Origin of the sequence: Paenibacillus daejeonensis DSM 15491, from assembly GCF_000378385.1 — a bacterium.
GTDB lineage: Bacteria > Bacillota > Bacilli > Paenibacillales > Paenibacillaceae > Paenibacillus_D > Paenibacillus_D daejeonensis.
Window position 1 is genome coordinate 1,296,023 of the sequence record NZ_KB899659.1, and the last position, 23,392, is coordinate 1,319,414.

The 23,392-nt window shown below is 51.2% G+C and carries 25 protein-coding genes; 4 read left to right on the plus strand and 21 right to left on the minus strand.

Going from position 1 to position 23,392, the window contains the following annotated elements:
* Nucleotides 1-159: 159 nt before the first annotated feature.
* The 3 genes from F556_RS0106430 to F556_RS0106440 all read left to right on the plus strand — a co-directional run bounded on the left by F556_RS0106430 (nucleotide 160) and on the right by F556_RS0106440 (nucleotide 2,480).
* Nucleotides 160-1,206 carry a permease gene (locus F556_RS0106430; RefSeq protein WP_020616093.1) on the plus strand — a complete coding sequence of 349 codons (1,047 nt, stop codon included), beginning with the start codon at nucleotides 160-162 and terminating at the stop codon, nucleotides 1,204-1,206.
* A 13-nt stretch (nucleotides 1,207-1,219) separates the two neighbouring features.
* Nucleotides 1,220-2,167 (plus strand): TIGR03943 family putative permease subunit, encoded by a 948-nt coding sequence (locus tag F556_RS0106435; RefSeq protein WP_020616094.1) that lies wholly within the window; start codon nucleotides 1,220-1,222, stop codon nucleotides 2,165-2,167.
* Nucleotides 2,168-2,258: 91 nt separating this feature from the next.
* Nucleotides 2,259-2,480 carry an alpha/beta-type small acid-soluble spore protein gene (locus tag F556_RS0106440; RefSeq protein ID WP_020616095.1) on the plus strand — a complete coding sequence of 74 codons (222 nt, stop codon included), beginning with the start codon at nucleotides 2,259-2,261 and terminating at the stop codon, nucleotides 2,478-2,480.
* Between the two features lie 100 nt (nucleotides 2,481-2,580).
* Here the strand turns inward: F556_RS0106440 and F556_RS0106445 are convergent, their stop codons facing one another.
* Nucleotides 2,581-2,991, minus strand: coding sequence for a hypothetical protein (locus tag F556_RS0106445; RefSeq protein ID WP_020616096.1), 411 nt, complete (start codon nucleotides 2,989-2,991; stop codon nucleotides 2,581-2,583).
* A gap of 233 nt (nucleotides 2,992-3,224) precedes the next feature.
* On the opposite strand from F556_RS0106445, the gene F556_RS0106450 reads away from it, so the two are divergent.
* Nucleotides 3,225-4,478: a methyl-accepting chemotaxis protein gene (locus F556_RS0106450; protein WP_020616097.1), complete on the plus strand. Its 1,254-nt coding sequence runs from the start codon at nucleotides 3,225-3,227 to the stop codon at nucleotides 4,476-4,478.
* 84 nt (nucleotides 4,479-4,562) lie between these two features.
* Here F556_RS0106450 and F556_RS0106455 read toward each other — a convergent pair whose 3' ends face one another.
* The 20 genes from F556_RS0106455 to F556_RS0106550 form a co-directional block, all read right to left on the minus strand.
* Entirely contained in the window at nucleotides 4,563-5,219 is a 657-nt protein-coding gene (locus F556_RS0106455; RefSeq protein WP_020616098.1) for an SGNH/GDSL hydrolase family protein, read from the minus strand.
* A 29-nt stretch (nucleotides 5,220-5,248) separates the two neighbouring features.
* The gene (locus F556_RS0106460) at nucleotides 5,249-6,214 is read right to left on the minus strand and encodes an acetylxylan esterase (protein ID WP_020616099.1); all 966 of its coding nucleotides are present in this window, start codon (nucleotides 6,212-6,214) and stop codon (nucleotides 5,249-5,251) included.
* A gap of 126 nt (nucleotides 6,215-6,340) precedes the next feature.
* On the minus strand, nucleotides 6,341-7,081 hold the full coding sequence (locus tag F556_RS0106465) for a CAP domain-containing protein (RefSeq protein ID WP_020616100.1): 741 nt from the start codon (nucleotides 7,079-7,081) through the stop codon (nucleotides 6,341-6,343).
* Between the two features lie 94 nt (nucleotides 7,082-7,175).
* Complete coding sequence (locus F556_RS0106470) at nucleotides 7,176-8,327, minus strand: DNA sulfur modification protein DndB (protein ID WP_020616101.1); 1,152 nt, start codon at nucleotides 8,325-8,327, stop codon at nucleotides 7,176-7,178.
* Complete coding sequence (locus F556_RS0106475) at nucleotides 8,327-9,481, minus strand: DNA sulfur modification protein DndB (RefSeq protein WP_020616102.1); 1,155 nt, start codon at nucleotides 9,479-9,481, stop codon at nucleotides 8,327-8,329. Before F556_RS0106475 ends, F556_RS0106470 begins: the two co-directional genes overlap by 1 nt.
* Before the next feature lie 175 nt (nucleotides 9,482-9,656).
* On the minus strand, nucleotides 9,657-10,178 hold the full coding sequence (locus F556_RS0106480) for a DUF2179 domain-containing protein (protein ID WP_020616103.1): 522 nt from the start codon (nucleotides 10,176-10,178) through the stop codon (nucleotides 9,657-9,659).
* Complete coding sequence (gene thpD, locus F556_RS0106485; protein WP_020616104.1) at nucleotides 10,175-11,071, minus strand: ectoine hydroxylase; 897 nt, start codon at nucleotides 11,069-11,071, stop codon at nucleotides 10,175-10,177. The genes F556_RS0106480 and thpD overlap by 4 nt, the downstream gene beginning before the upstream one ends.
* Before the next feature lie 43 nt (nucleotides 11,072-11,114).
* Nucleotides 11,115-11,498, minus strand: coding sequence for an ectoine synthase (locus F556_RS0106490; protein ID WP_020616105.1), 384 nt, complete (start codon nucleotides 11,496-11,498; stop codon nucleotides 11,115-11,117).
* A gap of 32 nt (nucleotides 11,499-11,530) precedes the next feature.
* Complete coding sequence (gene ectB / locus F556_RS0106495; protein WP_020616106.1) at nucleotides 11,531-12,838, minus strand: diaminobutyrate--2-oxoglutarate transaminase; 1,308 nt, start codon at nucleotides 12,836-12,838, stop codon at nucleotides 11,531-11,533.
* Nucleotides 12,839-12,862: 24 nt separating this feature from the next.
* Complete coding sequence (gene ectA, locus F556_RS0106500; RefSeq protein ID WP_020616107.1) at nucleotides 12,863-13,381, minus strand: diaminobutyrate acetyltransferase; 519 nt, start codon at nucleotides 13,379-13,381, stop codon at nucleotides 12,863-12,865.
* A gap of 25 nt (nucleotides 13,382-13,406) precedes the next feature.
* The gene (gene ehuA, locus F556_RS0106505; protein WP_051108687.1) at nucleotides 13,407-14,162 is read right to left on the minus strand and encodes an ectoine/hydroxyectoine ABC transporter ATP-binding protein EhuA; all 756 of its coding nucleotides are present in this window, start codon (nucleotides 14,160-14,162) and stop codon (nucleotides 13,407-13,409) included.
* Between the two features lie 177 nt (nucleotides 14,163-14,339).
* Nucleotides 14,340-15,005, minus strand: a complete 666-nt coding sequence (gene ehuD / locus F556_RS0106510) for an ectoine/hydroxyectoine ABC transporter permease subunit EhuD (RefSeq protein ID WP_020616109.1) — start codon at nucleotides 15,003-15,005, stop codon at nucleotides 14,340-14,342.
* Between the two features lie 3 nt (nucleotides 15,006-15,008).
* A complete protein-coding gene (ehuC, locus tag F556_RS0106515; RefSeq protein ID WP_245583018.1) occupies nucleotides 15,009-15,638 on the minus strand; it encodes an ectoine/hydroxyectoine ABC transporter permease subunit EhuC in 630 nt (209 codons plus the stop codon).
* A gap of 27 nt (nucleotides 15,639-15,665) precedes the next feature.
* A complete protein-coding gene (gene ehuB / locus F556_RS0106520) occupies nucleotides 15,666-16,580 on the minus strand; it encodes an ectoine/hydroxyectoine ABC transporter substrate-binding protein EhuB (protein WP_245583019.1) in 915 nt (304 codons plus the stop codon).
* 557 nt (nucleotides 16,581-17,137) lie between these two features.
* The gene (locus F556_RS0106525; protein ID WP_020616112.1) at nucleotides 17,138-17,950 is read right to left on the minus strand and encodes an alpha/beta hydrolase; all 813 of its coding nucleotides are present in this window, start codon (nucleotides 17,948-17,950) and stop codon (nucleotides 17,138-17,140) included.
* Nucleotides 17,929-18,858: an aldo/keto reductase gene (locus F556_RS0106530; protein ID WP_020616113.1), complete on the minus strand. Its 930-nt coding sequence runs from the start codon at nucleotides 18,856-18,858 to the stop codon at nucleotides 17,929-17,931. The genes F556_RS0106525 and F556_RS0106530 overlap by 22 nt, the downstream gene beginning before the upstream one ends.
* Nucleotides 18,859-18,873: 15 nt before the next feature.
* A complete protein-coding gene (locus F556_RS0106535; RefSeq protein WP_020616114.1) occupies nucleotides 18,874-19,863 on the minus strand; it encodes a Gfo/Idh/MocA family protein in 990 nt (329 codons plus the stop codon).
* A gap of 138 nt (nucleotides 19,864-20,001) precedes the next feature.
* A complete protein-coding gene (locus F556_RS0106540; RefSeq protein ID WP_020616115.1) occupies nucleotides 20,002-21,120 on the minus strand; it encodes a TolB family protein in 1,119 nt (372 codons plus the stop codon).
* The gene (locus F556_RS0106545; protein WP_040715578.1) at nucleotides 21,117-22,634 is read right to left on the minus strand and encodes a sensor histidine kinase; all 1,518 of its coding nucleotides are present in this window, start codon (nucleotides 22,632-22,634) and stop codon (nucleotides 21,117-21,119) included. Before F556_RS0106545 ends, F556_RS0106540 begins: the two co-directional genes overlap by 4 nt.
* The gene (locus tag F556_RS0106550) at nucleotides 22,631-23,317 is read right to left on the minus strand and encodes a response regulator transcription factor (RefSeq protein WP_026297144.1); all 687 of its coding nucleotides are present in this window, start codon (nucleotides 23,315-23,317) and stop codon (nucleotides 22,631-22,633) included. Before F556_RS0106550 ends, F556_RS0106545 begins: the two co-directional genes overlap by 4 nt.
* Nucleotides 23,318-23,392: the final 75 nt, after the last annotated feature.

The following is a 23,392-nucleotide window of genomic DNA, read 5'->3' on the forward strand; positions in this document are numbered from 1 at the left end:
AGCCCTGCCAGGACGGCAGGGCTTTTTTCGTATGATCTAAGTTTTCTGGGCCCCTGCAAAGGTTCTGGCGAAGCTTTTTTTTCATCAGGTTTGTCCTATAGACGGGGTTTTACGCATAGGCTATACTATAAATCGTAATGTTTACTGGAAAAGAGGCGGATGTTTTTGAATACTTTCCTCCTTCGGGTACTGCCGCCGCTCCTGACCATCGGCTGCCTGGGACTGGCGGCGATGCTCTTTACGGGAACAAAATTCTCTGATTTTGCAGCCTGGCAGCCTGATATGGTTCACGTGCAATCTTTTAAAATTATGTTTATTAGTCTGATTCTCGAAGCCTTTCCTTTTATTCTGCTCGGGGTTCTCTTCTCTTCGCTGCTCCAGGTATTCGTATCGGATGAGATGATCCGGCGGCTGACCCCGCGTCATGCACTGGGAGGGGTCTTATTTGGCAGTCTACTGGGTGTCATTTTCCCCCTATGCGAATGCGGCATGATTCCTGTAGTGCGACGATTAATTCGAAAAGGGATGCCTGCCTATATCGGAATTGTCTTCATCTTAGCGGGCCCCATTCTCAACCCGATTGTCTATGCCGCTACGTTTACTGCATTCCGGTCGCGTCCTGAAATTGTTTATACCCGAATGGGACTGGCTTTTGCCGTAGCCGTTACCATTGGATTGCTGCTCTATCGCTTTATGAAGTCCAATCCACTGCGGGAGCCCAAAGCCGCCCAAGCTCTTGCCGCTAGTAGCCATGACCATAGTCATGATCATCAACATGGCGGAGACGGCAAGGCGCGCGGGAAGCTTGCTTCTACGTTCTCCCATGCTTCGGATGAGTTTTTTGAGATGGGCAAGTATCTGATCTTCGGCGCTATGCTCACGGCCCTCATTCAGACGGGGCTGAGCCGGGAAGTGCTGATCGGTATCGGCAATCATCCATGGTTTGCCCATGTGTTCATGATGGGATTTGCCTTCATTCTGTCGATTTGCTCCACTTCTGACGCGTTTGTAGCCGCATCGTTTGCCGGCACCTTCGGTGGTGGCTCCCTGCTCGCGTTCCTTGTCTTCGGTCCAATGATTGATCTGAAGAGTACGTTAATGCTGTTGTCCGCCTTCAAGACCAGGGTTGTGCTGTGGCTCATTGCGCTGACCTTCGTCTTCACGCTGGCCGGCTCCATGATTGTCGAACGGTTATTTTTGAACTAAGGAGTTGTTAGCTATGAACCCTGCTTCCGAAGCGCGACGTACCATGCTGCATCAATTGCTGCGGGCGGCCATCCTGGCCAGCTTCGCCTTTCTGATTGTTCAGTTGGATCGGAGCGGCAATTTGACGCTATATATTGCACCGCGCATGACCTTGTATGTGAAGCTGTCGGCGTTGGGTCTGTATGCAGCGGCTATCTATCAGCTGTACGCTGCACTGCAGACCTGGATGGGGCGAAATGCCGCAGCCTGCGATTGCGATCACTCCCCTTCGCCCTCCAAGGTGAAGAATACCATTATCTATAGTCTGTTTCTTTTTCCACTGCTGCTGGGCTTCTTACTGCCAGACACGTTGATGGGAAGTACGCTTGCAGCCAAAAAAGGCATGAGTCTCAGCGGCTCGGAGAGTGTCAGCCGCCAAACGCCTACAGCTGATGCTGCCCAGACGCCTCCCCCGGTTTCGGAGGCCTCACCGTCAGTAGAGCCGGAAACACCGTCCGAACCTGCCGATCCGCTCGATGCCATGTTCCCTGCTGATCTGTATACAGAGTCTTACGCTCGCAATGCCAAGAAGCTCTACAAGCAGGACCACATTGAAGTGGTCGAAAAACAGTTTATAGAAACCTTGACGACCCTAGATCTATACAGAGAGCACTATTTAGGCAAAACTGTACAGATCAGCGGCTTTGTTTATCGGGAGAGTGCCATGCCGTCTAACCAGTTCGTCGTTAGCCGTTTTGCCATGAATTGTTGCTCAGCGGACTCCATGCCCTATGGATTGATGATCCAATCGGATAACGCGTCCGCCTATGACGATGACAGCTGGTTGCAAGTAACGGGAACCTTGGAGCTGACCGAATACAATGGCAATGAAATTATGATCTTGCACGCGACAAGTGCGGAATCTATCGCCCCGTCCGACACACCTTACGTGTACCCGGATTATGATTTTGGCCTAGAATAATTTCCACAAACCTTCTGCTTCCCCAAATGTTATGTTGACCGCATATATTTTCCTGCGCTGAACATACTAAGGGTCAAAGGAGGTGACTTCCATGGCTAATTCCCGCAGCAGCAACTCCCTGGTCGTTCCGCAAGCAAGCGCGGCACTGGACCAAATGAAATTCGAAATTGCCCAGGAGCTGGGTATCCAGATTCCACAAGATGGCTACTACGGTCATATGACTACCCGCGACACCGGTACGATCGGCGGTTACATCACCCGTCGCTTGGTCCAAATGGCTGAAGAACAGCTGGCTGGACGTTTCAACCGATAAGTTTTTTCTTCCATGAACATACATGCAACAGTCAAAAGAACCTTCAACCACACGGTATGTGGAATGAAGGTTCTTTTGTTGTGCATCCAGTACGCGTCGTTTAATTTGTTTCGCGCAAATGCTTATGCTTGCTGGGCGACTGATAACGGAACATGCCGTTAGCCGTATTATAATTGGATTCGTACTGCACACTTGCAGACCAAGACTTGGCTTGCGGACGGACCGAGAAATCGTACATAATCTCCCCATGCGTCCAGCTCCGCTTATAGCGCAGCGCATCAATCGCCATTTGGCGGAACGCCATTACCTGAGCAGCTGTGAGTCCCCTCTCCGTATGTTCAGCGTTGCCATTGCGGAATTCGATCGGGTTGTGTCGAATGCCGTATTTGCCGATTGCATTGTTGCGGATATGTATGGTTACCGTGCCTGCAACCGCATTCGTCAGCTCGTCTTCTAATTGACGAAATACATAATCAATCTGTCTGGCTAATGGTAGTTCCTCCAAATTCATCGCTATTCACTTCCTTTCCACCTGTTTTACATGATGTTTCCATCTAGTTCTTAAGACTCATTATAAGACCGCATAATTGATAAAGCAATGCTTTTTTACGGCGAAATTCACGTTTTTCAGCTGTTTTTCGATCTTTTTTCGCAAGACTTAAAGATTATAAGGCGCAATTATAGACCTATTCCGACAGGAGGTGCTATAATATGGCTATTCTATATAAAAGAGGAGCAAAGACTATGACGTGGATAAAAACATTGTCCATTCGGAACAAGATCATGTTGGGAAGTTATACGATTGCCGCCTTGTTCTCTCTTGCCATTATCATTATGACACTGGCGAGCGGCGGCAACCTGTGGGTCGGATTTCTCGTCATTTTAATTATGGCAGGACTCACATTTCCTATTACGCGGTTAATTGAGAGAGCGCTTACAGAAACGATTGATGAAATGACCGCCGTTGCGTTCCGCATTGCCAAGGGCGATTTTTCGCAAAAGGTCGATATCACCTCCTCTGTGGGCGAACTGGGTCATTCCTTCAATAGCATGATTGACAAACTGAAGGAAATTCTCAATGAAACCTCTGGCATTACACGTCATGTCTCGGACACGAGCCGCAACATCTATGAAAAAAACCAGTCGCTCAAGATGGTCATGGAGCAAGTCGGCCAATCCTCCGGTGAACTTGCAACAGGCGCAAACCAAATATCCGAGGATGTATCTGGTATGAGCGAGTCGATCAGCCAGATTGAGTCGATGGTCGCTGGCTACGCCCGCTCCACGAAGCAGATGAACGAACGCTCCGAGCATACGCTTGACCTGGTCACCAAGGGCAAACGCGCTGTAGAAAGCCAGTCAGAGGGCATGCGTAAAAATGTGGAGGCAACAGCTGTCGTTGCAAGCACCATTGAGGAACTATCCAGACAGGCTGACAACATTACCAAAATTACACGCTCCATTTCCGAAATCGCTGAACAGACTAACCTGCTTTCCCTTAACGCTTCCATTGAGGCGGCTCGCGCAGGCGAACATGGACGGGGGTTTGCCGTCGTCGCCCAGGAGGTCCGCAAATTGGCTGAGGAGTCCGGCAGCTCGACCAAAGAGGTATTCGGCCTGGTTCGCAGTATAGAACAAGGAGTCCAGCAAGCCATTGAGAATATTGCTGTTAATGAAGAGGTTGTCCGCCAGCAAAACGAGATGATCCGTGAATCTGAACAGATCTTCCAAGAAATTGTACATAGCGTAGAATTTATCGGTGCAGAGATTGCCGCCTTTACTCGCGAGAGTGACGCCATGCTGCAGTCGGCTCGTCAGATCTCTGATCGCATTCAAAATATCTCAGCGATTACAGAGGAATCTGCTGCGGGTACCGAGGAAGTCTCCGCCTCCATGAACGAACAGATTGCCTCTGTCCAAGCTGTTGTGGATGAGACAACCAAGATGCAGCAGATGGTAAGCCAGCTGCAGCGAACCATTTCTGTATTCAAGCTGTAATCATTCCACCTAAAAACGCGCTGTTGCCTTGGGTTTACGAAGCCAGTTTGCTTCGTAAACCTAGGCGCAGCGCGTTTGTGTTATTTAACGCTTCCCATAATCGAATTCGATGGCATCCAGAAACGCCCGGGCAATTACCGTATGACCCGGCATTGAGGGATGAATGCGATCCCAGGCCAGTGTCGCCGGGTAGATATGCTCCAAAATCCGGTCGTAAGCAGCCTGTGTATCAACAAAGTGGGTACCATGACGCTCTGCAATTTCTCTAACGATTGCACCGTACTCGTCCATCCGCGCCCGCATGCGATCTGTCTGGTTTGGTTCAATATGGAACGGTGTCATCAGGATCAGGCCTTGCAGCAATGGCTTGGTCTGCACGACCAGTTCCTCCAGGGTAGCCCGGTATTCATCCGGATAGACATGAGATTCTGTAATTGTCGGCTGGTCAAATTGACGCCATACATCGTTGATGCCAATCATGATAGAAAGCCAGTCGGGTTGCAGGTCAATCACGTCGGTCTGCCATCGTGCCTTCAAATCCCGTATCGTATGCCCGCTCGTCCCCATATTAATGAGGCGCAGTCCCAGCTCGGGATAGCCCACCTGAAGCCAGGCATCAACTTGGGCAACATAGCCTTTGCCTATGCCTTCAAACAACCCCTCGCCATGGGGCTGCCTGCGTCCGCAATCCGTAATCGAATCACCGATCAGTACCACTTTGTTGCCTGCGGATAATTTCATTGATCTCTCGCTCCCCTTTACATCACAGCCTATGTATTCGAATCCATGAAAAATTGAATGGTTTTATCGATAATGCCAGGCAGATGCTCATGTCCAAAGTCGGGGTAGATCTCCAGACGCTTGGGGGATTGAATACGATTATAAGCCGCAAATTGTGTTGACGGAGGACAGGTGGTATCCATGAGACCAACCCCCATCATCACTTCTCCACGAATCCGTCCCGCCAAATGCTGGATGTCAATATAACCAAGCTTGGTAAACCACTCTTCTTCCTTCAGATGCTGCGGGTCATAATGACGGAAGAAGTTGCGCAGCTCCTGATATGCGCCCTTGGCCAAGTCCATCTGCCACACCCGTTTGTAGTCGGACAAGAAAGGATAGACCGGTGCCAGCTTGCGAATCCTTGGTTCCAGCGCAGCGCAGGCAATCGTCAATCCCCCACCCTGTGATCCTCCCATCGCATAGACTTCGTCTGGATTCACCTCGGGCAGCTCCATTGCGATACCTGCCAGCTGTGCGGTATCCAGGAAGATATGACGGAACAGCAGTTGGTCAGGCTCATCATTCAAACCACGGATAATATGACCATTCAAGGTGGTTCCCTGTACACCACCCGTGTCCTCGGATAAACCACCCTGTCCCCGGCAATCCATGGACAAGACCGAATATCCAAGTGAGGCCAGCCCCAGCTTGTCCGACCAATCGCCCGAATGCCCGCTGTATCCGTGGAACTGTACGATCGCCGGGTGCTTGTCAGGCGCGTTCTTGGGACGTACATACTTGGCATGGATGCGGGCGCCGCGCACCCCCGTAAAATACAAGTCAAAGCATTCTGCCTGTGGTGTCTGGAACGGACCAGCGATGATCTGGATATTCGCATCAACCGCTTTCATTTCATTCAATGCGCGTTCCCAGTAGGTATCAAAATCATCCGGTTTGGGATTAATGCCTTGGTATTGGGTCAATTGCTCCAGTGGCAAATCAATTAATGGCATGCTGCTCCTCCTAGTAGGTCGAATAAATTCATGTTACCTCTGAACCCCTTACCTTGTAAAGTCAGAAATCTCAGCAGAAAAAAGCCCTGTCCTCCACAATGAAGGACAAGGCTGTAACGTGTCATACTAACCGGTAAACATTTGAACCCATTCGTTATTGTAGTATGCTACACCGATGGTTGTGAAGTTGGTGCTCATGATATTTGCCCGGTGGCCTGGGCTGTTCATCCACGCCGTTACAACTTCTTGAGGGGTGCGTTGACCGCTGGCGATGTTCTCGCCTGCATAGGAATAGGAGATCCCATAGGAACGCATCATATCAAATGGCGAACCGTAAGTCGGCGATTGATGGGAAAAGTAATTGTTATGATACATATCCTTGGCTTTGTCCATGGCCACACGAGCCAGCGCCGAGTCGGACGTCAGCGGCGAAAGACCGGCAGCTGCACGCTCCTGGTTGACCAGATTGACAACCTCGGCTGCATAAGCGCTGTCTTGGCTTTGCGAACCGTTGTCTGCTGGTTGTGTAACTGTATTGCCAGTGTTACCTGTGTTACCTGTGTTGGTAGTCGGTGGTGCCGTTACTTCGGTAGCAGGCTCAGCAGGTGTTGCCTCTGGGGCCTCTTGCTCAGTTCCAGGATTCTGTTGCTGCGGATATCCTTTGAACCATTCCTGGAGATCGATACCGTATTGCTGGGCAATCTGATTTATCGTGTCTTGATTGATGACCTGATAGTAAGTATTGCTTGGAAGAGTGGAATTGCCCGTGGCCGCTTGAGCTGTGCCTCCGCCTACGGCAGCTCCTGTGAGCAGTACACCGGCTGTCAGTACACCAGCTAGAGAGCGACGCAGTTTACGACTGTTCATAGATGGAAAAGCCTCCTCTTACGATAGTTTCAGATACGCTTTGTACCCGACGCCATTCATCGTAACATGGATCAGAGGAGGTTTCATGCCATAATTATTGGGAAACCAGGTAACGTTCTCGCAAATACTCAGCCATTCGACTGTGCTTTCGCATCGACTTTTCGTGAACCAAATTAAGCTTGCCATTGTCCAGCCGGCCGAATAATTCGCTCAGCTCCGGGTTGTTGTGCGTCCAGTCCAAGTCTCGGAGCACTTGCAGACAAGATGTCCATTCCGGATTGTATTGACCATCCCGATAGAGAAACTCGTGTGCGTATAAGGCAATCGATTCCTGAACCACCCGGTTGGAGGAGATAAATTGCGACTGACCCGGCTGCTCCGGCATGTGCGGCAGCACAGCATGCAGCAATTGGTGCACAATCTCTGTATGCGTCGCCAGATCTCGACGAATACGGCGGGCCAATTCATAAGAAGGCTGCATTTTTCCGGTGAATAACAGGGTTGCGGTAGAGTACAGCCAGCTATAGCACGTATAATTTTTATTGAAAGCCGTCAGGTTGTTCCGTCGCTCAATTCCTGCCGCCTTTAATAATTCATTATGCTCCGCTACCTGCTGCAATACCAGATTCATCGGGTCAGTCGAATCAAAGGAATGGCCCAGTTCTTTACTGACCAGTTGAACTTTGGCATTGATATCACCAAACAGCTGACGCTCCTCCTCCTCATTCAAACCGATATAAACCTGAACAGATAGCTCACTTTCGTTCAGATCCAGACGACGAGTCTCAATCTCCGCCAGCAAGCCCTGAATTTGAGACAGCTCTTCCACCAACGCCGTATTTCCCGGGTCTCGCCGGCATTGCAGCTTAAGCTGCGCCGCTTTTTTCTCGTACCGCCTTCCTTCCTTTAACAGCTGCTCATTGACATAGCCGAGCGCCACTATTCGGTGCTGACCGTCAAGGATACTCAGCTTGGAACCATGCTTCAGCACGAGAGAATCTGCGTCCCTGGCGAGCAAGCTCACATCGCGCAATGAAAGCGTTACCGTTCCGAAAAACACACGGTCCAAATCCCGCTCTTGCAGGTAGGTTGCGATCTTGCGTCGTTGCAATGTGCTCAGTTTACGCTGCACCATCGGATCAATTGACGTATAGTTCAATAAATCCTGCACTCTGAGAGATACCGTTGCCAGACCAAACCGCTCGCAGAACGGGTGAATGGCCATTTTCAGCTGCAATCCATCCATTACCCATTCTCCTCCTTGTCCTTAATTAAGAACAAATGCTGCTCCTGAAAAAACGTTTGTATAAAATTATGGGCCTTCATGATCCGGCTCCTGCGCGGCAGACGGTCCTTCTCATCATCTTTGTATATCCGCTCCCATTGCACGTGCGGCAAAATTCTTATCGCATACTTCAGATGATATGGATTGAATTGGGACGTCTTGAACGCCTCTTGATGCAGGAATAGCGCTAATGCTATTTGTACATTCTCCGACCAGCACACGGCTCCTCTATCCGGTTCAGGAAGATGTGCGAGGAGTTGCTCCATATACGTTGCAGCCTGACCCAGGGCTTGCTCCAGCTCTTGCTCGGTGTAGTGATACCCGTTATGACGAGCGGCAGCCTTCAGTCTGCCCTCAAACAGGGCTATCATCAGCTCAATGAGAAGCGCGTAAGAAAACAAATACTCTGGGCCCTTGCCACGCTCTGTCAGCATATCCACAGGAAGCCGGTTCATCACCTCATATTCCTCAACCAGCCGACTGGCCAGAATATGATAATACCGACGCTGATCGCGCATAACCGCAAGGTTACCACCAATTTTGCGCGGAAGCTTATTAATGTCCGAGAACAATTGGCGTTCCTGCTTGGCGTCGATATCCCGATAGATCATAACCGATATCGGAAAATCATACAGCTTGCGCAGCTTCGCTGTGATTTCCTCCATTCGGTCATATTCGCGGCGGTCCTTGGCTCTGGCCATATTGGATTGAAGTGTTTCTGCGAGTCGCCGAAATGCCGCTAAGCGATGCTGTCCGTCAACCACGTAGCATTTCTCCATCGGCTGCAGATACAGTGCGGAGGTTGCTTCATCATAATGGCCTGCTCCCCGTGCAGACAACAAAATACCAGGAAAATAAATCGTCTGGTCATGATCCAGATATAACAGCACATAGTCCATGAGCCGCGAGAGGTTCTGCGGGATGAGTTGCCTTTGAACTTCCAAATCAATTTCATAAATGGAGAAGAGCTTACTCACTGGAAGGGTTGTAGACAGCGTCGACTGGCCGAAGGTACGCGCCATAGTGCCTGGCACCTCAATTAGTGAAGCTTGTTTATTCTGGGAGATCAATTCCGATAACGATGCAATGGACTCCAAGCCATTCACTCCTTTCATACAGGTATCTCCTGTTTTTCCTCATTATATCAAAGTTTAATTTGGTGAAATAGGATTATTTTTCCTAAGCTTCATATAGGATATCTGCTCTGCTGCACTAGGATACGTATGCCGATTGCCGTTCATTTAGAACAAAAAAAGGCCTCTGCCGATTGGCAGAGAACCTTGTTTTTTCCTATTTATTGGTCAAGCGTACCCAGAAGCCGCCTTTGAATTCCTTCGGCTCATGGGAGATGACAAACGCTTTGGGCGATAAATTGCGGATGCTCTTCATCAACCGCTTCTCATTGCTCCGTTTCACCAATACCTGCATCACCAAGCGCTTGCCGTCCCGGCCGTCAGCTGCCCATGAGGACACGCCATAGCCGAGATCCCGCAGCTTGTTGGGCAGCTCGACTTCGAGTTCATCAACGATAACCTGCACGACCAGATAACCGAGTGCCAGATACTCCTCGATCCTGCTGCCCAGATACACGCCTATACCGAAGCCTATACAATAGGCCGCCATATTGACCGGGTTGTCCAGATTGGACAACACCAGATTCAAGCCCGTGAGATAGACGAATACTTCCGCCATCGCCAGAAAAGAGGCTGCGCCTCTTCTGCCCTTAATGACCAGAATGAGACGCAGCGTAAATATGGAGACATACACCATATTGATGACGATGATGGTGCCGACAAGCGTCCAGGAAATCATTGTTCGCGGGTAGCGATGAACTCCGGTCTAGGCTTCTGTCCGGAGAACGGCTCGACCACTCGGTTGCTCTCATGGTTGAAGACCATGAAGACATTACTGCGTGGCAACGGAGTAATATTACTATTGGAACCATGCATCGTGTTGCAATCAAATAACAGGATGGAACCCGCTTTTCCGACTGCCGTATCGATGCCGCCTTCTTTGACGATCTTCGTCAAGCTCTCCTGATCCGGCACGCCATATTCCTGGCGGCGGAGGGATTCCTTGTAATGGTCATCAGGCGTTTGACCGATGCAAGTAATGAATTTTTTGTGGGAACCCGGCACAACCATCAAGGCACCGTTATAGTCAAAATTGTCTTCGAGCGCAATGGAGCAGCTGAGTGCCCGCATGTTAGGCATGCCATCTTCTACATGCCAGGTCTCAAAATCAGAGTGCCAGTAGAACTCTTTGCCGTTAAAGCCTGGCTTGTAGTTGATGCGGGATTGGTGAATATACGTTTCTCCGCCCAGCAGGTAAGATACGATCGCCTGCAGTCGCGGATGTTTCGCCACCAGACTGAACACCGCATTGTTTTTATGAATCGCAAAGATCGAACGAACCTCTTTGCTTTCCGGCTCTAGAATGACTTCGTCAGCTGGATTGTTCTTGAATTTCTCTTGCAGACGGCCAAGCTCTGCGCGCCAATCGGCAATCTCTTCTTCATTGAAGAAACTGTCCAGCAGCAGATAGCCATTTTGCTCATAGAAATCGGACTGCTCTTTGGTGAGTGGGCTGTTCGGCGACCACTCGGAATAGACGACAGGGTCTTTGCGATCCAGTAATTCCGGCTTATCGCTCACCCGTGAAGGGTACTTATCGACCTGATTTGGGGTTTGAACGGTTGAACTCATCGTAACATCCTCCTTCTATTTATAGAGAAATAGTGTGAATCCATTAATCAACTGCAACCGGGTAGACGCCTTCAGCGTCATGCACCTCTTGACCTGATAACGGGGGATTGAAGACACAGATCATGCGCATGGTCTTGGTGGCACGCAGCAGATGCTTTTCATTCCCGTTAAGCGCATAGATCGTGCCGGGGCGAATCGGGTAGATCGGCCCGCCCTCGGGCTCGATCTCTCCCTCGCCTTCGATACAGTAGACAGCTTCCAGGTGGTTTTTATACCAGATCAGCGTCTCCGTACCTTCTTTAATCAGGGTATCGTGCATGGAGAACCCCATGCCGTCTTTCTTAAGCAGCAAACGCCGCGAGTTCCACGTTTCTGTATCCACATCGTCCTTGGTACCAAGGACATCTTCCAAATGTTTGACGATCATGATCTAATCACACTCCACTTATCAGCTTATAGTTATTGCAGCACAGGCTGCTTCGTCTGGTTCATAACTTCTTCCATCGCCTCGGACACCAATGCCAAGCCGCGCGCCAACAGATCCGCTTCGATCGTCAGCGGCGGCATAAGTTTGGCAACCTCGTCCCTTGGTCCGGAAGTCTCCATAATAATGCCGCGCTCGAAGGCTGCTTTGCACAGGGCAGCTGCCTGCTCTGGTTCATCGAAGGCTAGACCAAGAATCATCCCTTTGCCTTTAATACGAGCCCCGCAATCCTTGTTGGCGTCGATCATTTCCTGCAAGCCCGTGCGAATCATCTCGGACTTGATCTTAAGATCTGCTTCCATACGGCCGTTCTCCCAATAGCTCAGTGCTTCTGTCGCTGCGATGAAGCTCAGGTTGTTGCCTCGGAAGGTGCCATTGTGCTCACCCGGGTTGAAAATATCGTACTCCGGCTTAATCAGGGTCAAGGCAAAAGGCAAACCAAAGCCGCCAATGGATTTGGACAGGCAGATAATATCCGGTGTGATACCGGTATTGTCAAAGCTGAAGAAGCTGCCCGTACGGCCGCAACCCATCTGCACATCATCAACGATCAGCAGAATTTCGCGCTGCTTGCAGATGCGAGCAATGTCTTTCAGCCAGGCTTCACTTGCCCGGTTCAGACCGCCCTCACCCTGTACGGTCTCCAGAATGACCGCTGCCGGAGTCTCAACTCCGCTGCCCGGGTCATCCAGCATTTTCTCCATCACCCGTGCCGTATTGACCCCTTCGCCCAGATAGCCGTCATAAGGCATGAACGTCGCATTATCCAAGGAAACGCCAGCGCCACCACGCTTGAACTTGTTACCCGTAATGGCGAGTGAGCCGAGAGACATGCCATGGAAAGCATTAGTAAAAGCAATGATGCCCGTGCGACCTGTCACTTTGCGTGCAATTTTCAGCGCACTCTCTACCGAGTTGGTTCCTGTTGGACCAGGGAACATCACCTTGTGGTTAAGTCCGCGAGGCCGCAAAATTTTATCGTTGAATTGCTGCAGGAAATTCTCCTTCGCATGGGTTGCCATGTCGAGGCTATGTGTAATTCCGTCATCAAGCATATACTCAATCAGCTTCTGCTTGATTTTCGGGTTGTTATGTCCATAGTTGAGCGCTCCCGCCCCCGCAAAGAAATCGATGTATTCATTCCCGTTTGTATCCCATAGTCTGGCGTTTTTTGCCTTATGAAATACAGTGGTGAAATTCCGGCAATAGCTGCGCACCTCGGATTCCATATCCTCGAACACCTGCATGGACGGTTTATCTTCACTCTGGTTTAAATAATTCATCAAAAAATCACTCCTTAGTGGTTTTTACTTCCTTGACTGACCGCGAAAAGGTCCTATGCGCAACAGCGGCTCTGCTTCGTGCGACTGGGCATCCGGGAACATGGTCGGGGCGTACCCTGACTCATCCAGCTCCCGCAAGGGAACCTGATACACATCGGCAAAGGATTGAAATAACCTTCGGGATGCGGTATTGGACGGGCTCACAGTGGCTTCTACATATTCCAATGGCTCAGGATGCTCGCGGGCGAGCAGCTCCTCCAGCATGGAAGAGGCCAGCCCTCGTCCCCGCATGGCGGAGTCGACAGCGGCTTGCCATACGAACAGCGTAGATGGCTGTTCCTGACGGTAGAAGCCTGAGATAAAGCCTACGATGCGGTCATCTTCCTCCGCAACTACACAAGTCTGGCTGAACATATCGCACAGCAAAAGGTAGCAATAGGCCGAGTTGAGATCCAGCGTGCCTGCCCTGCGGATCAAGTCATACACCTTCGTGCCGTCTTCTTTGACGGGCTGCCGAAGGGTCAAGCTTGCTACTTGGGACATGGCTCGTTTAACCCCCATTTTCAAATTATTTGATTCGTCTTAGAAAGGTTTGCAGCCGCTCACTCTGCGGATTTTCAAAAATCTGCTCGGGCGGCCCCTGCTCGACGATCAAGCCGTCGGCGCCGAACACGACGCGATCAGCTACTTCTCTAGCAAAATCCATTTCATGCGTAATTAGCATCATGGCCATTTCGCCTTCATCGGCAATCTCTTTGATAACCTCCAGCACCTCACCGACCAACTCAGGGTCCAAGGCCGACGTCACTTCGTCGAATACCATCACCTTGGGACGCATGACCAGCGCCCGCGCAATGGCGACCCGTTGCTTCTGCCCGCCTGAGAGCTTCGCCGGATACACATCCAGCTTCTCCTCCAGACCGACTTTGCGAAGCATTTCTACTGCACGATCGTGAGCTTCTTCCTTAGAGAGCCCCAGTACCTTGACTGGCGCTTCTGTGACATTGTTGATAACCTTCATATGTGGGAACAGATTAAAATGCTGAAACACCATGCCGATTTTTGTCCGCATCATATGCAGATGCTTTTCATTGGCCGGCACCAGCTTCCCCTTACGCTCCATATGCCACAGATGCTCACCCTCCACCTCAATCGTTCCGGATGTCGGATGATCGAGCGTCATAAGCATTCGCCCCAAGGTCGTCTTACCAGACCCGCTGGGTCCGATAATGGCGATCTTCTCGCCAGCAGCCATTTCAAGGTTAATGCCGTGAAGCACCTCCAGGTCGCCGAAGGACTTCTTCACGTCCGTGTACTTAACCATCGGTACGGTCGCCTCTGCTGCAGCTACCGTTGGATCGACCGTCTCAGGGGCTGTCTGGGGCTGCTTCTCCATCGTTGTGCCCAATACTTCCACCCCCTGTTCTTTTGATATATAACCAGCTATTCCTATCGATAAACGTTAATTTTGAGTAAAACAAATCCCTATCCAGAGAAGCTTTTACTTACTTTGCCGTTGCGCCATCTTATACTCCAGCAGACTGACAAGAGCTGCCAGTAACAGGCTAATCACTAGGAACAATATCCCGACCAAGGTGTAGGGCTCAGTAGGGCGCCAATCGCGAGACACGATGTTCTTTGCTCGCGACAACATTTCCATTACAGTGATGGCAGCAAGTAGAGGTGTTTCTTTGAACACCACTATTAAATAATTCCCCATAATAGGAAGAATTGGCGGTATGGCTTGAGGCAGAATAATTCGGGTCCACGTTCGCTGTTTGGAGAAATTCAGAGCTCTTGCGGCTTCCCATTGCCCCTTCTCCACCCCGTTGATCCCGGAGCGGTACACCTCAGCCAAGTAGGTGCTATAATGCAAGCCAAGACCGATAACACCTGTCGTAAATGCTGACATCGAAATGCCCAGCGACAGGGGTAAAGCGTAAAACAAGAAAAACAATTGAACGAGTAGTGGCGTGTTGCGCACAAATTCAATGAATCCATTAACCGTCCACCTGATGACTCGGAACCTAGATCGCCCCAGGACAGCCAGAACCATCCCGAATGTACAAGCAATCAGGAAACCAAACAATGTCGCAAGCAACGTGGTTCCGATTACATCCAGAAGAAGAGGCAGCACGGACCATGCATATTCCCAACTCCATATCATACGTTACAACCTCCCCGCTGACAGTTTGCGTTCGAGCAGCCGGGCGGAATAAGAAATCATCGATGCCAAGATGAAATAAATCACCAGCAGCGTTGCGTAAAGCTGTGTGCTTTGCTGCAAATATAATCCGCGCAGAACATCTGCTTGGTAAACCAGATCTGTCATGCCGATAAAAAATAACAGGGAGGACGCCTTTAACAGCTCAATCATCAAGTTGTTAAACGGCGGAATCATCCGGATCAGTGCTTGTGGGAAGATAATCCGGAACATTCGCTGGGCAGGAGTCATATTCAGTGCCCGTGCCGCTTCCCATTGTCCCTGGGGCACGGCCAATATTGAGCTGCGGACGATCTCCGAACCGAAAGCGCCGTAGTTAAGGCCTAGCGCCAATACAGCGGCCATGGTTTTCGATAGCTCAATATTCATGTATGGCAAGACATAGTAAATCCAAAATAGCAGCACCAGCAGGGCTATACCGCGGAAGGTCAGCACATAGACCAGCGCCAGACCCCGAATCAATCTAAACTTAGACAAGCGGCAGATACCCGTCAATGCCGCGAGCAGCAGAGCCAAGGCTGCGGAAAGCACGGTCACTTGCGCTGTCGAGACCGTTCCTTTCCACAGCAATGGCATCCACTCTAGCCAATAGTCAATCATTGGTTACCCGCACAGCTCCGCAGCGGTCATATCGCCGGGCAGCTCTTCTTCCGTAAATCCGAACTCTTGGAGAATCTCGAGTAATTGACCAGACTCTTTCATCTTCTCCAGTTCTTCGTTAAATGCTTCTACGAATTCCGTATCTGCCTGACGGAAAGCAGATGCGCCGTAGCCTCTTACACTTTCACCATCAATAACCGGTTGTTCAAAATCGGCAACACGTTCAAGGTTATCGTCACCAGCAGCGTCCAAGCGGGATTGCAAGGCCGGACCAGTCATAGCCATGGCATCCACACGATCAGCTTGGAGTGCACTTACTGCTGCATTTTGATCGGGCACGACAACAATTTGCTCATCAGCTACGCCCATTTTCTCGAGATACTCAATTTCAATTGCACCTGTCATAACCGCTACTTTTGCATCGCTGTTTGCGATATCTTCATAGCTGTTCAGACCGAGCGGATTACCAGTCTTCACGGCAAGTGCTTCTCCGATGCTATACTCCGGGTTGGCAAATGCCACTTCCGCACAACGGTTCGGATTAATAAACATACCCGCCGTAATCATATCAAAGCGTCCAGCCTGCAGACCACCAATCAGTCCACCGAACTCAGTCAATTCTCCGCGCATTTCTTCAATACCGAGATTCGTCAGAATGACACGGGCGATTTCAACTGCCTCGCCAGTTAATGTACCGTCTGCTTCCTGGTACGCATAAGGGTTCTCATTAGCAAAACCGACGTTGATGTAGCCTTGTTCTCTAGCTTTTTCCAGCGTGCTCTCACCTGCACCCGCTTCACCGTTTTCTCCACCGTTTGTTTCATTGGCTTCATTGCCCGGCGGCGGCGGTGGTGGCGTCGATGTCTCCGGCAAATTATTGCCGTTGCCTGAGCCACAAGCAGCTAACACCATCATCATCACAAACAAAACTAACAACATACTCTTCTTCACGTTTGTCTCACTACCCCTCTTCATTTTTGTGGAAATGACAAGTTATTTAGCTACTCGTCATCCCCAGGCGCAGCAAGGATTTTCCCTGATCGACCGCTCCAGCTTGGCTTTTTCGCTTCTTAGCTAGGAGCTCGGGAGTCCCCCGCGCAACAACACTAATAATGCTAACATGTATCGGGTGGTAGGTCATTTCCAGTAAACTATCATAATTCAAGCGATTTCATGCTGACTTGGAAAGAGAAGGGTTCAGCTACCATCATTCTCTTTATTCCTCCCGTATCTTCCCGTATCTTAGCAATTACAACGGTTTACCCACCCCAACAAGTATGTTATTAGACCGATCTTGGGCGAGCTAAACAAAGAAAAATCAACAAACGGACTGATATTCCAGTCAATTTGTTGATTTTTCGTTTTTTTTGATGAAATTTGAGCATATTTAAGGAATAAGCCTATACAAACCTTAATCAAGAGCTGGTACTAAGGCCAGCCCTTGATCTGTTATTACCCTATAATCGCGATTTGAATCAATTTTTGCCGAATTGTCTGCCCTGCAGCCAGAGCCCGCACACCTGACTCCAGTTGGCGATGTGAGAATCCTCCGCCGCAAGGCCCAGACCATGACGGCCATGGTCGTAGACATGGAGATCAAACGGAACCCCCGCACGGCTAAGAGCAGCTGCAAAAGATAAGCTGTTCTCCACAGGTACCGCCGCATCCTCCGAAGTATGCCACAAAAATGTCGGCGGGGTCTGCTCGTTCACATGAAGCTCATTACTAAGCAATGTGATTTGCTCTTCCGTCGGCTGGTCCCCCAGCTGATTAGTCCTTGAACCTTGATGAGTGTAGGGATCCTTCATCGTGATAACCGGATAACACAGGACGATCAGATCCGGTCTCGATGACACGCGGTCAACGGGATCCGCAGCATCCGGATTCCCCTCATCGTGGCGCGTTCCGGCTGTCGCAGTCAGATGCCCACCTGCGGAGAAGCCCAGCAAACCGATCTTGCTCGCATCCAGCCCCCAGACTGCTGCGTGAAAACGCACATAGCGGATCGCCCGCTGCGCATCTTGATACGCATGCGGGTACGGGTATGGCGCCACGCGGTACCGTAAGACAAAAGCCGTAATGCCAAGGCTGTTCAGCCACTGGGCAATCGGCTCTCCCTCATGCTGGGCACGCATGCCATAGCCGCCGCCTGGACAGACAACAACTGCTGACGTCGCTCCATCTACCAGATAAGGAGTCAATGCAGGCGTATCCTCAAGCCCCGCTCCCCGGGCGCCAGGTGTTCCTTCCGGCCATAAGATATGTTCTACGCTCTCAGATCCAGCCATTTGATCTCCTCCGGCGTCAGCTTGATATTGGTCGCTTCGCTGCAAGATTGCATCTCCGCCTCATTGCGCGGTCCAATTAAGGCTGCAGTGGGGAACGATTGATTGAGTACATAGGCCAATGCGATCTGAATAGTCGTTACGCCCTTCTCTCCCGCCAGCTGCTCAGCTCTGCGGTAACGCTCCCAGTTGTCATCGCTGTAGAATACACGCACGGTATCGGCATCCGAACGGTCTTCAGGCGTAAAGCGGCCGGTGAAGAACCCGCGTGCCTGCGAAGACCAGGAGAACAACGGCAGACCAGTACGCTCATGCTCAGCCAACAATACGTCATCCACACTGATGGCATCCCGCCAATACGGCTCGTTGGCCTTGGCCAGACTAAGGTTCGGGCTATTGAATTCGAAGCCCCTCAGTCCATGTTCAGCTGCATAGCGATTTGCCTCTTGCAGTCTCTCCCATGTCCAGTTCGATGCACCAAAAGCCAGAATGCGACCAGCCTCGACATGGCTGTTGAGAATCTCCAGGATTTCTCCCACTGGGACAGCAGGGTCATCCCGATGCAGAGCATACAGATCGATATAGTCCGTCCGCAGCCGCTCCAGGCTGATGCTTAGTTCTTCATCAATAGCCTGTTTGTTTACCCGGTTGCCGTCCTTATTGGGATGGCCGCCTTTGGTCCAGATATTGATCGACTTGCGATTGCCTCTCTCCTCTACCCACATCCCCAGTGCTTGCTCACTCTTACCCCCGCAGTAAATGAAGGCCGTATCAATGGTGTTGCCGCCAATCGCAACGTAAGCATCCAGGTTGGCACTCGCCAGTTCATAGGTTTCAGGTGTAAAATAATCCGAGCCCATAATCAGGCTGGAGACGTCATTGTGTAGACCAGGAATTTTGATATGTTTCATCGCTCGTCATCCTCTCTATTCTATGATCACGCGTTTCCGCTCGTAAGCCGAACGCAGACATGCGTCAATAGCCTTCATATTTAATACGGCATCGTCAGGCGTATAGCGGTTTGGAATTTGACCCTGTACTTGAGCAGCAAAAGTATCGGCCTGCAGTGCATATTGGTTCAGCTCGGGCTGCCGCTCTTCACGCCGTCCTTCTTTGGTTTCTACGAAGAAATGCGGTGACCCGATAAAAGCCGCAGGCACCTCAATTCTCCCTTCTGTACCCAGTACCTCCAGTGTGTTGCGGAATGCCGCCCACATGCCGCAGTCAAAGGTCAAGGCGCGGCTGTCCGGGAATTCCAACAAGCCAGACGCCATCATATCTACATGATCATGCTCTGGTGAAATCAGAGCGTGCACAGTTGCGGCTACAGGCTCGCTGCCAAAGATTAGACGGGCAGCGCTAATCGGATAACATCCCACATCATAGATGGAGCCGCCGCCCCATTCGCGCTTGAACCTTACATTGCCCGAGGAGCCTGCACTATTGAAGGTGAAGGTGCCGTGGATGCCCCGAAGCTCGCCGATTTCCCCGGATGCCACAATCTTCTGAATGTGATCGTAGCGAGGGTGATGGCGATACATGAAGGCCTCCGCCAAATGCACGCCTTGCTCCGACGCACAATCTGCCATTTCCTGTGCCTCCGTGCTATTAAGGGCAATTGGCTTCTCGCACAGCACGTGCTTGCCTGCTTGCATCGCCCGGATCGACCATTCTTTGTGCAGATGATTGGGAAGGGGAATATAGATTGCGTCAATCGCCGGATCAGCAAGGATCTCTTCATAGCTGCCATAAGCCTGTGGGATTCCCAGCTTGTCCGCCAGCTTGCGGGCCTTCTCGATATCCCGGCTGGCAATCGCAGCCGCTTCTCCCGTTTCCGAGGCCTGGATGCCTGGAATTACAGAGCGCTCAGCAATACCGGCACAGCCAATAATGCCCCAGCGCAATAAGGTTGACACATGCTTCAGCTCCTTTTTTGCTATTAAGTGAATCTGACTCCTATTATAGTCGAGCCGCAGCCGAATGGATATAGAAGTGTTTTCACGAGGATGTAACGATTTTCATCCTTTTAGGCTTATATTCAAAAAGCCACGCTCCTAAGAGCGCAGCTTGATGATATAGGTGACTGGCTCGTAGCCGTCCCCCTCTCTGACCATGGTAGCCGCCATCAGCTGCTCACCCGAGGGGCTCCATTGCAGCTGATTCGAGATATCCTCCAAATCGACGGTCACCTGTGTGACTTTGCCGGTGACAGCATCCGCGACGTACAATCCGCTCGTTCCGTTTTCGGCATTGATGAGATTGTAGGCGAGACGTGTGCCGTCTCTGGACCAGGCGGTACCAAAGATCTGCATGCCTTTACTCAGAACCGCCTTGTCCTTGCCATCCAGATCGGTCAGGTACAGCGTCATCTCTCCTTCGCGCGTCCTGCGGACCATCGCCAGCGACTGATGGTCAGGGGAAGGGATAACCCAGATGACCTGCTCCATCAGAAGTCGTGCTGGTTCCTCGCCTTCTTGGATAAAGAGTTGTTGTCCGGATCCAATGTAGTAGAGGCGATCACCAATCTTGTGAACATCGTGGATGGTGAGATCGCCAGTATCAGCCAGCATCTCTGTGTGGCCTTCGATATTGGCGGTATAAATTTTGCCAGACATCGTAGGGAACAGCACATGCTCGCTATCGAGCCATTCGCCCTCATAACCCTCGATCAGCTCATCAGGCGTTTGCCGCTCCGTCGCCGGTACAATGTCCCCTGTCTCCATATCCCGCAGATAACCAAACCCTACGGACTCCTCCATGACTTTATAGAACAGAAATCTTTTGTCAGGGGAAAGCATCCCGGCGTGCTGATCTTGATCGGCAGGCTGCAGCACAGTCTCGCTGCCGTCCGTTAAGGTATACGAGACCAGATTGACCGGATAGCGTTCCTTCTCTTCGATCACTTGCGGCGTCCGCTCCGTATTTGCTTTCGCGGCCAGGACGGTATCGCCATCTAACCAGTCCATTCCCCGAATGCCAGGCACCTTTTGCAGCTGTTCAACGGCAACCGACTGATCCGTACCAGGCACTGGACCATCCAGCACGGTAATTTGTTTGTTATTCCCATCGATGACCTGCCGATCCGTCTGCGGTTGTACCCCGCACCCTGTCGATGAGATCGCAAGGATGGCAATGGCTGCGCCAATCATCATTTTGTTTGAATAGTCGTTCATTCCGCTTCCTCCTCTCCATCCATCTCCGCCCGGTGGCGGTGCAGCGGCAGACGTACGGTGAACACTGACCCCGGCTGCTCCGGCGGTCCGCTGCCCTTTTCGACGGACAGCTCTCCGTGCAGCTTCTCTATCGTTTCTTTAACGAGAGCAAGGCCCAGACCGCTGCCGCCCGATTGCCGGGACCGGTCTTTATTCACAGTATAGAATGGCTCAAAAATACGCGCTTTCGCTTCCTCGGGGATGCCGATCCCCGTGTCGCTTACCCGCAGAACAGCCACTCCCTCATGTTCGAGGCTCTCGACCACGACGGATCCGCCAGACACATTATATTTGATGGCGTTGTCCAGCAGGTTAATGAAGATCTGCGTCAGACTCTCCCGATCTCCCAGAATAACAACAGGCGTAAGCGATGTCGCAATTGTGACGCCATGCCGGGCAGCCTTGCCGCGCATCCGCTCGCACAATTCTTCGAGTAAGGCACCCATTTCAAGTGCCACAGCCTCCTGTTCAAACTCATACTTCTCCAGCGATGACAAATGAAGCACCTTTTCAACCATTTCCTGCAGCCGTTGCGCTTCCTGACCAATTTGCGTATGAGCTTGTCGGGTAAGACCCGGGTCATCATCATACATGTCCATCAGATCGACATAAGCCTTGATAGAGGTGAGCGGCGTTTTGAACTCATGGCTGATGTTGCCAATGAACTGCTTTTGCTGTCGTTCCAGCAGCTGAAGCTTGCCGATCGCCAGCTTCAACTTGCGCTTCTCCTCCTCGAGCGTCGCAATGTTCCCCTCTAGTTCCCGACTCATATGGTAGATGTCCTCGCTAAGCTCCCCTAGCTCATCCCGGCCACGCAGCGGCTTTTCCTGGAGAAACCGTCGTCCCCGAATTTTGCCGGCAGCGTTCCGCAGCTTAGCAATTCGGGCGGTCAGCCAATGAACAAACAGGGTGCCGCACAAGAGTCCTCCCATGAGAACAGCCAGTCCCGTGACCAAAAACAACCGTTCAATCCGTTTTAAAAACGCCTGTTGTTCCGAGAGTGAATAATGGAACTGCACAATGCCGATCTGTCCGGAGGCCCCTTGCAGCGGAGCCAGATAGTCCAGCGCATCCGCTGAGGACTGATAGACGATTTTGCCTTCCAGAGCATAGGACAATATATCTTCAATCTTGGTATCGATTGGGGAGAGCAAGGCATTGCCAACCGGGCGTCCCTGAAGATCATAAATGATAACAGGCAGACCTGTCAGAAGACCTACATTGGCCGCCAATTCCTGCCCGCGCAGACGCAAGAAGGTCTGATCCTCCATTCGCTCCCCCAAGAGGAACGTCTGTCTGACTCGCAGATTGGCAATCTCGCTATGCTGGAGCAGATTCTGTTCCAGCTCGGTCAACTGCTGTCTTTCGATCCCTTGCAAGACAAGCAAGCTGAGCAGCCAAGTCGACACGGTGAGCAGAATGGCCAAGCCCAGACCGAGCTGGAGTTTCAAGCTAATTCGGGGCAGACGCCTCATGACCAGGCGGAGGCGCGGTAACCGACGCCGTACACGGTTTGCAGCAGTTGCTGATAAGGCTCGCCCAGTTTCTTGCGCAAGCGCTGCATATGAATATCTACCGTGCGGGTCCCGCCGGCATAATCCATGCTCCAGACCAGCTCCAGCAGTTCATCCCGCGTATATACGCGCTCCTGATGAGACAGCAGCAGGACCAGCAGGTCAAACTCTTTGGGCGTTAGTTCAATGGAAGCGCCTTTTATTTTTACGGTACGCTGCGGCACTTGAACAACCAAGTCGTCCACAACGAGTTCCGCTGTTTTATCTTCGGCCACCGCCCGCTCCATCCGCCGAAATAACGCCTTGGTACGCGCCAGCAGCTCGCGAAGATCAAATGGTTTGGTCATGTAGTCGTCTGCTCCGAGCTCCAGTCCCAGAATCTTATCGACAATATCATTCTTCACCGTGAGCAGGATAATTCCCAGGCCATGTCTGTCTTCCAGTTTACGGCAGACCTCATAGCCATTCAGCTTGGGCATCATTACATCCAGAATCATCACCCTTGGTTTAAATTCGGCTGTCAGTTTCAGTGCCTCCTCGCCGTCATGCGCGACTGCAACAGAATAGCCTTCCCGGCGCAGGGCATAGGCGACTGCCTGAGCTATGCTTGCTTCGTCATCTACAACCAATATACGTTTTTCCATCATGCCGCCTGCCTCCGTCGAATTTCATTCACTTTACCATACAGATATCTCCTGATTGCGTCTTAGTTGTTTCCA